Below are 10079 nucleotides of genomic sequence, written 5' to 3' on the forward strand. Positions count from 1 at the left end.
ATCCGAAAGGACCTCGCCTCGATCTGCCGGCAGGGAACACCCGTTGACCGCGTCATGTACTTCACAGTGACCGCCGTGCCCACCGGGAGACCCTTTGCCTGGTTCCTGCGCAGCGTCTGCGCCGTCCGTGACTACGAACGGCGCACCGGCACCAGCGAAGCCGTCATCCGCTGGTCGATGTCCACACTCATGAGCCACCGTCTGGCCGCGCGGCACCAGATGCCCGGTTTCTCCTCCACCGGCCAACCCTGCTCCACCAGCCGCTTCAGCCGTGCCCTCGCGTCCTCGACCTGGGAGGCGGACGCACTGTCCCAGCCCAGCACCACCGCTGCCCGCCGGCCCCAGCCCGTCTTCTCCCGCCGCTATGGCGGCCACCATCAACGCCTGGTAGTCCACGACAGGTCCCTCAACACCGTCCGCATTCTCCCGGTGAGTCACCGTGGTTTCGCAGCATCCGCCCGACTACTGCTCGCCCAGCGGCGGCGCCGAAACCGTCCAAGCCAGGCCCGGGACGGCCTCCCGGCTCGAGGAACAAGCAGTGGGGCCACACACCACGATGTCGGAAGGACAGTCAAACGCGCCGAATCGATCAAGGAACACCAAGCCCGACGAGGATAAATTCCAAGCTCAGTCCGTGGTCGGAGAGCACACGATCAGCTCGACTCCGAATACCTGCAAGATCTCGTTCGCGCGCCGCAGCTCGGTGTTCTCCGCCCGCAGACGCTTGATCTCCGCGACCTCCTCGGAGGCGGTGCCGGGCCGCTGACCCCCCTCCACCTTGCCTTGCGGATCTCTCGATCCAGGTCCGCGCCGTCTCGGCTGCACCGATACCCAGCTTTGCCGCGACCGCCTTCATCGCGTCCGCGATCATGCGCACCGCCACGTTCGCGAAGCTCGGCAGGGTAGCGGAACGGACGTGCCATGACTCTATCCGCTCACGGAATCGAGCCTCCATCAGTCCCGGAACGGTTCAACCCGGCGATGAGCAACAAACACTCAGTTGCATGCGTTAATCGGCGCCTTACATTCAAGGACATCCGCCAGGAAGCGTCCTGGCATGGCGCTTACATATGTAAGTAGGAGGTGCTTTATGACCAGTAACCAGGCCGTGGTCCGCCGCTCCCTGGCTCCCAACCACAACCAGGCCGTGGTCCGCCGCTCCCTGGCTCCCAACCACAACCAGGCCGTGGTCCGCCGCGCTTTGAGTGCCAACCACAACCAGGCCGTGGTGGTGCGCTGATCGGTCGCCCTCTGGGCAATAGGGCTGGTGGGCCGGGCCGACGCGTTGCCTCGGCCTGGCCCACCTGTTGTGAACGTGAGCGTTAACTGATGGTGCTGGTGGTGGCGGCGCTGGGGGGCGGGGCAATCCAGCGCCGACATCCTCGATACGCCCTCTCGGACAGCACAGTCGAGGCCGCGGCCGCAGTGGCACTCACCCGCAGGAGGCTGGGCATGACCGCTTCACAGGACGCACACAGTCTGCCGCAGCTCGGACAGGTCATCGCGGCCTGCATGGAGGCCCTGAACGACGGCGACTATCAGGTAGCCCGGCATCTGGCCGACCGCGCGCAGGCGCTGGCCCGCACCACAGGCCCCCTCGGCCGAGCCAACGCCGCCCTTGGGTGCAGGAAAGGTACACAAAATAAAGGTAGCTGAGCCGTGCCATTCTCGGTACATGAGTCCGGTTGCTGGCGAAGTTCGCGACGCGCTGCAGAAGGTAACATTCGAAGCTGGTGCAATGCCAGTCGCTGCGAACAGCACAGGGCAATTCCACCTCAAAGGCAAATATGTCGACGAACTGACTCGCCAAATTGTTCAAACCGTCCTCTGGCGGCAGTCCATAGAATATGCACAGAATTTCTATGCCCCGCAATTCATCGAGCTCGGTGGACGACAAATTTTGCGGCCAATGATAGAAAATATTCTGGGGAATTCAACAATGAAGACATGAATGCGCGCCAAAGCCGTGTGTTGAGTTACAACTACCGTGGAGGCACCTTATATGGCGAATCAATTTTACTAAGTCATTGTCTTGAGAAGTGTTTCTCGATCATACGAATTCCCACCGGTAGCCTTCAATAGGAGACGCGAAACCAATGCCAAGTGCCACCAATTGGACGGATATACAGGACGCTCTGTCTCGCGACAGTCTGGTAAATCTGTCGCCGTTGGAACGTAACGCCGTTTCCCGCTATGCCAAGACGCTCTCAGAAGTTCTCGAACGACGCCATCTTCGGATTGTAGTGAACACCGATATTCAACAGTGGTCGAGGCACATAATAGGAAACCGCAGCGCCGATGGCGTAAACCCTTCGTTTAATCCTGAGCTGCACGAAATTACATCCGAGAATAGTTTCTGGCTCAGCGTACGTGATCAATCGGCGCAGATAGTTGCATGTTCTGCATTTCGAGTCTTCAACGTAATTGACTTCTTTTCACTATTTGCGAGCATGGAGATCTTCTATGGACGTGCAGCGCCTGAGGATCGCTTAGAGTTGATCCAATCTCCAGGAGTCCCAATTCTTTCGGGAACAGTCGGATTCAGCGGCGGGTTGTGGGTTCACCCGGCATACCGCAAAACGGGTTTGTCTGGTCTTGTGTTCCAAGCAGGAAGAGCGCTGGCAGTACAGCGATTTTCAGTCTCTTGGGACACCGCGATAATCTTTGAAAAGCTCGCCCAGAAACGCGCAATTCGGATCGAATATCGATATCAGCGCACTGTACCGTGTTTCGATGGATTCTTCCCACCTACCGGAAAACATGAAAAGATGTTTATAGCCTTTAGCCCTCGAATGCATATTCTAGCATCGCTCCTCGAGGACGCGGAATGGGGCATTGTGGATTCTATTCAGAATACGCAATCTGTAAGATTGTGACAGGCCTCGCTCATGCGTAATTGACTTTCTTTGTTCAGGAAATATAATTCGGGAGACATCATGACTTTTACCGATGAAGATCGCATTGCGGAGCTTAACGGTTTCATCGAGTATGCAGAGAATATTTGGCCTGGCGAACGCCAGCGACATCTTTCGGAGATCAGCAAGCGTTGTACAACCTGCTTTGTATCTGAAATCCACACACCGCTCGTAGCTGGCGTTTGCTCATATTGCAACGCGATGCCGGCTGCGTCACCAGAGGCTCCCGAAGGCGCCGAGCGAGACTTCAACGAGATAATATCTGCTGCTCAAGGAAGGGGTAAATGGCGCCACGATGTCTTGGTTATGTTCAGCGGTGGCAAAGATAGCGTGTTCATGGTTCATCGCCTCAAGGCAGAGTTCCCTAGGCTGCGCATCCTCACGGTCATGGTAGATACCGGGTTTTCCGGTCCCGTAGCCCCCAAGAATGCGGCGCTTGTAGCCAAGAGGATGGGAGTCGATCACATCCGTTATGTCCCGGAACCGGAACTCTTTACGGCCACTTTGCGTCACACCATGACTAACCTCAAAGAAGGAGGATGCTACGGCACATTTTCTTCGCGGGGGAACTCGACCCCCGAAACCGCTGATCGTCGCCTTCGTCGACCAGATGCGAGCGGTCGGTCATGCCGTCGAGTCGATCCTCATCGCCCTGAACCAGGCAGGGCTGAAGATCGCGGCACGAACCTTGCGAGCCTGGTGCGCCCCAGCCGGCCCGGCGAACGGGCCGGCAGCCCGGTACGTTGTCGGGGTCGGCTTCGCGCAGCGTCCTGCGGGCCGGCACCCTCGCAGTGCGACCGGGTCGGCGACAGCCGCGCCGACTACTCCCACAAGCACCGTCGACACGGGGTGAACGTGCAGGTGGTGACCGACCCGGCAGGGCGGTTGCTGTGGATCTCACCCGCCCTGCCCGGCCGCGCCCACAACCTGACCGCGGCCCGCACCCACCGGATCATCCGTCTCTGTGAGCGCCAGGGCGTCCCGACCCTCGCCGACCGGGCCTATACGGGAGCCGGCCCGTGGGTGAGGACACCCCTCAGACGCCCGCCGGGCCGCGACCTCACCCCAACCCAGCAAACCGTCAACCGCGCACTGCCCGCGGCCCGCGCACCGGCCGAACGCGGCGTGGCACGACTGAAGTCCTGGCGCACCTTCCCCAGATCCCGGTGCAACCCGCATCGAATGACGTCAATCGCCGCCCGTGGGAGTGTGCAATCAACGGCCCTGTCTGGGACTGTCCAATCAACCCCCCTGTCTCACATTCGGTGGTGACGGAGAGTCGTGAGGGTCGCTGACACTCGGGTGGAGGATGTCAACGAGCTTGTGCAGACGGTGTTTTCGGGGCTGTACCCGCAGGTCATCGAGGATGCGGCCGTCGAGGGTGAGCGGATCCTGGTGCGGGCTCGGACGTCGGGTGATCTGGTTCTGTGCCCAGGCTGCGGGGCGCCGTCCGGCCGTGTGCACGATTGTCACAGGCGGGTCGTAGCCGATGGGTCGGTGGACGGGCGGCGGGTGGTGGTCCGTGTGCGGGTGCGGCGTTTGGTGTGTCCTACCCGCGGCTGCCGGCAGACCTTCCGCGAGCAGGTGCCCGGGGTGCTGGAGCGGTACCAGCGCCGCACAGCTCCCCTGACCGGGCAAGTCAAGGCTGTGGTCAGGAAGATTGGTAATCCGAGTCCCTGACGGGGCCACCCTGAGCGGGTGAAAATCGGTGGGTGGCCATCCGGCGGACGTCGTGCCCTCTTTGCGCGTTCCGAGCCCGAGAGTTAGTAGGACGCCGGGGGTCCGTCGACAGGCACCCGGAAGTGCTGCTTCGAGCGCGCGTATTAGAGTCTTCGGCCTGCAGGATCCCTGCCGGGCGGTCACATACTCGCGGCCGTGGTCGGAAGGGGGTGCCGGGGCAATGGAAGTGCTGCACGAACGCTGTGCGGGGATCGACATCAGCAAGGCGGACGTGAAGGTCACAATCCGCATGCCCGGCGCCGGCAAGCGCCGTCGTACTGAGACCCGGACGTTCTCCTCGATGACCCGGGACCTGCTGGCCATGCTGGACTGGCTCCTCGCCGAGGACATCACCGTGGTCGGGATGAAGGCCACCGGCATCTACTGGAAGCCGGTCTTCTACCTGCTCGAACACAACCTGGAGTGCTGGCTCCTCACCGCCCGTCACATGAATGCCGTCCCGGGTCGCAAGACCGACGTCAAGGACGCCCAGTGGATCGCCCAGCTCGTCGAACACGGCCTGGTCCGTCCCTCGTTCGTGCCGCCGGAGCCGATCCGGCAGCTGCGAGACCTGACCCGCTACGGCACCGAAACCGTCCGTGAACGCACCCGCGAGGCCCAGCGGCTGGAGAAGCTCCTGGAGGACGCCGGGATCAAGCTGTCGTCCGTGGTCTCCAACCTCCTGGGCGTCTCCGGTCGGGCCATGCTGGAGGCCCTGATCGCCGGAGAACGCGCCCCCACATCCTGGCGGAGAGGCCAAGGGCAGCATGCGCCGCAAGACCGATCCCCTCATCGAGGCGCTGACTGGCCGATTCGGTGACCATCACGCCTTTGTGGCCCGCACCATGCTGGACCGCGTCGACGCCTGCACTGCGACGGAGAATCGACTCAGCGAACACATCGACGCCCAACTCGGTCCCTTTCGGCGCTGCGTCGAGCTCTTACTGACCATCCCCGGCGTCAGCACCCGGGCCGGCGAAGTAATCTTTGCCGAGATCGGCGCGGATATCGCCCGGTTTCCCACCGCAGGCGACCTGGTCTCGTGGGCCGTAGTCTGCCCCGGCAACCACGAATCCGCCGGCAAACAACCGACCGGGAGAACCCGCCACGGCGCCCCCCGCTCAAGGCCGCACCCGCCCAGGGCGCGGTGTCCGCCGCGCGGACCCGCGGACCAAGGACACCTACCTCGCAGCCCGCTACCGACGCCTGGCCGCGCGCCGAGGCAAGAAACGGGCTCTGGTCGCCCTCGAACACTCCATCCTCATCGGCATCTGGCACATGCTCACCAACGACGTCCCATACGCCGACCTCGGCGGCGACTACCTCCTCCACTGGACCGGGCGCGCCCGGCAGACCCGACGGCTGGTGAGCCAGCTCAACCAACTCGGCTATCAAGTGGTCCTCCAATCAGTCAAGGCTGCCTGAGCAGCGGAAACGGACAATGGGAGCGGGATCTTCGTATTGCGGGCCGGGCTGGGGCACACTTGTTGGCGACACCTGCGGTGGGCTTGTCGCACCACACCGCTCTGCGCACGCTTCTGCGCATACCGCTGCCCGCCCCGCGGGTGCCCCGCGTGATCGGCGTCGACGACTTCGCTCTGCGCCGGTGGCACCGCTATACATCGTGGTGATCGACACCGAAACCCATGAACGCATCGACGTGCTGCCCAACCCGGCTGGCCAGCTGCTTCAATCACCCAAACAATCCGCGCCACCACACCGGGAAGGTGGAACCCGACGCCCTCCCGACGCGGCAAGCGGGCCGTTAGCCTGCCCCGGCCCCGAAAGAGCGCACCTCGCAAACACAGAGCCCCAGTAACAAGGACTCATGAACGATCGAGGATAGATCCCACGAGCTGAACTACACGCCGTCTGTGATCGCCGCTTGAATACTCAGGGCTAACTCAACTTTGACGTAAGTATCATATACTCAAGTGTGTCTTAGCCTCTGAGAAGACACTGTGACATATAAGGTGGCAAGCTTCGCCAACGAACCCAAGATTCTAGTGTCGCCAACTCTTTCTAATTGTCCTATATGAGTTCGGGTTGAATCGGGCCGACCATGGGAGCGAAAAGGTGAGGCTTTTAAACTGGATGTTAAATGGTGAACTCCTCCTATAGCGCCAGGCGTGTAACATTTGCAATTTCACTGTCATTGGACCCTTGTAATTTCCTCAATACGTCAACCGATTCAATGGTATGAAATGAACAATTTTCGAAGTGTGCATTTTCCTCAAACGGGCCATACATGGCCGGACATTCTGGCAGCCCTGTTAAGGCGGGAGGATCTCACAGAAGTGGACACCGCCTGGGCAATGAATCAGATCATGAGCGGAGAGGCCTCGCCCGTCCAGATGGCTGGCTTCATGGTCGCGCTGGGGGCCAAGGGCGAGACCGTCGAGGAGATCGCTGGCCTGGTCGATGCGATGTATGCGCGCGCCGAGCCATTGCACATCACAGGCCCAGCCGTCGACATCGTCGGCACCGGCGGTGATCGCGCCAAGACCGTCAACATCTCCACCATGTCCGCGATCGTCGCAGCCGCGGCCGGCGCCAAGGTCGTCAAGCACGGCAACCGGGCCTCCTCCTCGGCATCAGGCTCCTCCGACGTCCTGGAAAAGCTGGGCATCAGCGTCGACCTCGGCGCCCGCCGGGTCGCCGAGGTGGCCGAGGAGGTCGGTCTGACCTTCTGCTTCGCAGCGAAGTTCCACCCCGCGTTACGGTATGCGGCAACTGCGCGCGCCGGACTGGGCGTGCCCACCGTCTTCAACATCCTGGGTCCGCTGACCAACCCGGCCCGCGTCACCTCGCTCGCCGTCGGCTGCTTCGATACTCGGTTCGCCGGACTGATCGCCGAAATCTTCGCCCGCCGCGGCGCCACCGCCCTAGTCTTCCGCGGTGACGACGGCCTCGACGAACTCACCGTCTGCACCACCTCGCACGTGTGGATCGTCAAGGACGGCACCGTTACCGAGACCTCATTCGACCCACGTGACGTGGGGCTGAAGCTCGCCGGAATCGAGGCGCTGCGCGGAGCGGACGCCGAGTTCAACGCCGGTGTCGCACTGAAGCTGTTCGCCGGGGAGAAGGGGCCCGTCCGGGACGCCGTCCTGCTCAACACGGCGGCGGCACTCACCGCACTCGACTTCACGGACGCCCCGCTGATCGAGCAGCTTGTCGAAGGGATCGAACGTGCCGCCATTGCTATCGACTCCGGCGGCGCCGAAAGAACTCTCCAGGCCGTCCAAACGGCACACAAAGAACGTTGACACCTAGCTCGAATGGAAAGGCTAAACTTCCAAATTTTCGAATGCTTTGCGCATGAATGGCTCGTTGCATGTTTATCAACAAAATAAGGATAGTGATTTGATATTATCACGCCTCACTGCGCCCAACGCCCCTGCGTTCGCCATGCTGCACCGCCGCATCCCCGGGCTCGCCCCGGACACCGTCGAGGTGTTGATCGGCACCGTTGACGTCTACGACACCCTGGCCGAGCTACCCGTCCGCTCCGGCGTCCCGAATGGCGGCCCCCGACACGACCTGCTTGCCCTTGTCCCGTACCGACAGATCCGCGAGCGCGGCTTTGACGCTCACGACGACGGCACCCCGCTGCAGGCGCTCGCCGTCGAGGAGCAGTACGCAATTGCCCTCGATGAGCTGCTGCCCGCGCTGCCGCAGCGGCCGGTCTCACTCACCAGCAGCGGCTTCGACATCGCCGACGAGGAGTACGCCCGGATCGTACGCCGCGTCATCGAGGACGAGATCGGCCGCGGCGAAGGCGCCAACTTTGTCGTCCGCCGGGACTTCCGCGGCCGGCTGACGGGTTTCGACACCGCGCTGGCGCTCACGCTCTTCCGGCGCCTGCTGGAGCAGGAGCGGGGCGCGTACTGGACGTTCCTGGTGCACACTGGGGAAAGGGTCCTGGTCGGCGCCTCACCGGAAGTTCACGTGCGGCAGTCCGCCGGCACCATCGTGATGAACCCGATCTCCGGCACCTACCGCCACCCGGTCGACGGGCCGACCGTCGACTCGCTGTTGGATTTCCTGCACGACCCCAAGGAGCTGGAGGAGCTCACCATGGTGGTCGACGAGGAACTTAAGATGATGTGCACCGTCGGCGACTTCGGCGGCCAGGTGCTCGGCCCCCGCCTCAAGGAGATGGCCCACCTCACGCACACCGAGTACGAGTTGCGTGGGCGCACTTCGCTGGACGTCCGCAAGGTGCTCAAAGAGACCATGTTCGCGGCGACCGTCACCGGCAGCCCGGTTCAGAACGCCACCCGGGTGATCCGCCGCTTCGAGGCCACCGGCCGCGGCTACTACTCCGGCGCGCTCGCCCTTATCGGGCGATCCGCCAGCGGCGGCCAGCAGCTCGACTCCCCCATCTGCATCCGTACCGCCGACATCGACCCCGCCACCGGCGAGGTCGTGGTCCGAGTCGGCGCCACCCTGGTGCGGCACTCCGACCCGCTCTCTGAGGTCGCCGAGACACATGCCAAGGTGGCTGGCGTGCTCACCGCGATCGGTGCCCGCCCCGCTCTGCCAAGGCCCGCTGGCCGCGGAGCCGGCCCGTGCCTCGCCTACGACCACCGGGTGCAGTCCGCCCTCGATGCCCGCCGGGCCGACCTCGCTCCCTTCTGGCTGCGAATGCAGCGGCCCACCACGCCCGTCGGCGGCCGGGACACCCTGGTGGTCGACGGCGAGGACACCTTCACCTCCATGCTGGCCCACCTACTCTCCTCGCTCGGTCACCAGGTCACCGTGGTGCGCTACGACGTCCCCGGCCTGCGCGAGCGGGTCGCCGCCCATACCGGCGCGCTGGTGCTAGGTCCCGGCCCCGGCGACCCGGCCGATCCTGTCGATCCCAAGATGGCCGTGCTTCGTCCGGTCGTCGCTGACGCCCTCGCCGCCGCCCGCGCTGGCACCCGCACCGGGCCACTGCTCGCCGTTTGCCTCAGCCACCAGTTGCTCGCCGCCGAGCTCGGCCTGCCGCTGGGCCGCAAGGCCGTCCCCTACCAGGGAGCCCAGGAGAGCATCGACCTGTTTGGCACCCGCCGCACCGTTGGCTTCTACAACACCTTCACGGCTCGCTGTGACGACGCTGCTGTCCAACGGCTTGCCGCCGAGGGCATCGAGGTCGCTCGTGACCCGCTCACGGGGGACGTCCACGCCCTCCGGGGGCCGGCATTCGCCGCCCTCCAATTTCACCCTGAGTCGGTGCTCACCCGCGAGGGCGTGGACATCGTCGCGGGACTCGTGACTACGGAAATGATTTCGCTGCCTCACGGTGCTGAACGTGAGAATGGTTCATGTCTGCCACAGGCCCTTTAGACCCAATGCTGTTGCTTTACGTGTCTGCGGGTTGGGGTCGTTGGATGCGGACTGCTCGGGTGCCGGTGCGGGTGGGCTGGGGCCAGGTGTGGTGTTCGGCCCGTTTGAGCC

9 protein-coding genes and 5 pseudogenes are annotated in these 10079 nt (G+C 63.3%); 11 read left to right on the top strand and 3 right to left on the bottom strand.

The features are described from left to right. Nucleotides 1-131: 131 nt before the first annotated feature. Nucleotides 132-323 carry a hypothetical protein gene (locus ACGFYN_RS47155; protein WP_393872143.1) on the bottom strand — a complete coding sequence of 64 codons (192 nt, stop codon included), beginning with the start codon at nucleotides 321-323 and terminating at the stop codon, nucleotides 132-134. Nucleotides 324-627: 304 nt separating this feature from the next. After that, on the bottom strand, nucleotides 628-777 hold the full coding sequence (locus ACGFYN_RS47160; RefSeq protein WP_393872144.1) for a hypothetical protein: 150 nt from the start codon (nucleotides 775-777) through the stop codon (nucleotides 628-630). Between the two features lie 313 nt (nucleotides 778-1090). On the opposite strand from ACGFYN_RS47160, the gene ACGFYN_RS47165 reads away from it, so the two are divergent. The 4 genes from ACGFYN_RS47165 (at nucleotide 1091) to ACGFYN_RS47180 (ending at nucleotide 2876) form a co-directional block, all read left to right on the top strand. Then, complete coding sequence (locus tag ACGFYN_RS47165; RefSeq protein WP_393872145.1) at nucleotides 1091-1240, top strand: hypothetical protein; 150 nt, start codon at nucleotides 1091-1093, stop codon at nucleotides 1238-1240. A 212-nt stretch (nucleotides 1241-1452) separates the two neighbouring features. Next, on the top strand, nucleotides 1453-1656 hold the full coding sequence (locus ACGFYN_RS47170) for a hypothetical protein (RefSeq protein WP_393872146.1): 204 nt from the start codon (nucleotides 1453-1455) through the stop codon (nucleotides 1654-1656). A gap of 19 nt (nucleotides 1657-1675) precedes the next feature. Then, a complete protein-coding gene (locus ACGFYN_RS47175) occupies nucleotides 1676-1951 on the top strand; it encodes a hypothetical protein (protein WP_393872147.1) in 276 nt (91 codons plus the stop codon). Between the two features lie 145 nt (nucleotides 1952-2096). Further along, nucleotides 2097-2876 carry a hypothetical protein gene (locus ACGFYN_RS47180; RefSeq protein ID WP_393872148.1) on the top strand — a complete coding sequence of 260 codons (780 nt, stop codon included), beginning with the start codon at nucleotides 2097-2099 and terminating at the stop codon, nucleotides 2874-2876. Between the two features lie 252 nt (nucleotides 2877-3128). Here the strand turns inward: ACGFYN_RS47180 and ACGFYN_RS47185 are convergent, their stop codons facing one another. Beyond that, nucleotides 3129-3428 (bottom strand): hypothetical protein, encoded by a 300-nt coding sequence (locus ACGFYN_RS47185; RefSeq protein ID WP_393872151.1) that lies wholly within the window; start codon nucleotides 3426-3428, stop codon nucleotides 3129-3131. A gap of 28 nt (nucleotides 3429-3456) precedes the next feature. Here ACGFYN_RS47185 and ACGFYN_RS47190 point away from each other — a divergent pair. From ACGFYN_RS47190 to ACGFYN_RS47220, 7 genes and pseudogenes are all read left to right on the top strand, one after another. Beyond that, nucleotides 3457-3615 (top strand): annotated as a pseudogene (locus tag ACGFYN_RS47190) (IS3 family transposase); the annotation flags it as partial. 86 nt (nucleotides 3616-3701) lie between these two features. Then, nucleotides 3702-4187, top strand: a pseudogene (locus ACGFYN_RS47195) (transposase family protein); the annotation flags it as partial. Nucleotides 4188-4217: 30 nt separating this feature from the next. After that, a pseudogene (locus tag ACGFYN_RS47200) lies at nucleotides 4218-4577 on the top strand (transposase family protein); the annotation flags it as partial. Between the two features lie 238 nt (nucleotides 4578-4815). After that, nucleotides 4816-6059: pseudogene (locus ACGFYN_RS47205) on the top strand (IS110 family transposase). 35 nt (nucleotides 6060-6094) lie between these two features. Further along, nucleotides 6095-6330: pseudogene (locus tag ACGFYN_RS47210) on the top strand (ISL3 family transposase); the annotation flags it as partial. Nucleotides 6331-6838: 508 nt separating this feature from the next. Further along, nucleotides 6839-7903, top strand: coding sequence for an anthranilate phosphoribosyltransferase (trpD, locus tag ACGFYN_RS47215; protein ID WP_393872149.1), 1065 nt, complete (start codon nucleotides 6839-6841; stop codon nucleotides 7901-7903). Between the two features lie 52 nt (nucleotides 7904-7955). Then, nucleotides 7956-9968 (top strand): anthranilate synthase family protein, encoded by a 2013-nt coding sequence (locus ACGFYN_RS47220; RefSeq protein ID WP_393872150.1) that lies wholly within the window; start codon nucleotides 7956-7958, stop codon nucleotides 9966-9968. Nucleotides 9969-10079 lie beyond the last annotated feature (111 nt).

The organism is Streptomyces sp. NPDC048419, from assembly GCF_043200415.1.
Lineage (GTDB): Bacteria > Actinomycetota > Actinomycetes > Streptomycetales > Streptomycetaceae > Streptomyces.

What these genes read in the sequence shown, in the direction of transcription:
- trpD (WP_393872149.1), top strand. Translation starts at nt 6,839, where the DNA reads ATGAACAATTTTCGAAGTGTGCATTTTCCTCAAACGGGCCATACATGG.
- ACGFYN_RS47170 (WP_393872146.1), top strand. Translation starts at nt 1,453, where the DNA reads ATGACCGCTTCACAGGACGCACACAGTCTGCCGCAGCTCGGACAGGTC.
- ACGFYN_RS47165 (WP_393872145.1), top strand. Translation starts at nt 1,091, where the DNA reads ATGACCAGTAACCAGGCCGTGGTCCGCCGCTCCCTGGCTCCCAACCAC.
- ACGFYN_RS47220 (WP_393872150.1), top strand. Translation starts at nt 7,956, where the DNA reads ATGAATGGCTCGTTGCATGTTTATCAACAAAATAAGGATAGTGATTTG.
- ACGFYN_RS47175 (WP_393872147.1), top strand. Translation starts at nt 1,676, where the DNA reads ATGAGTCCGGTTGCTGGCGAAGTTCGCGACGCGCTGCAGAAGGTAACA.
- ACGFYN_RS47180 (WP_393872148.1), top strand. Translation starts at nt 2,097, where the DNA reads ATGCCAAGTGCCACCAATTGGACGGATATACAGGACGCTCTGTCTCGC.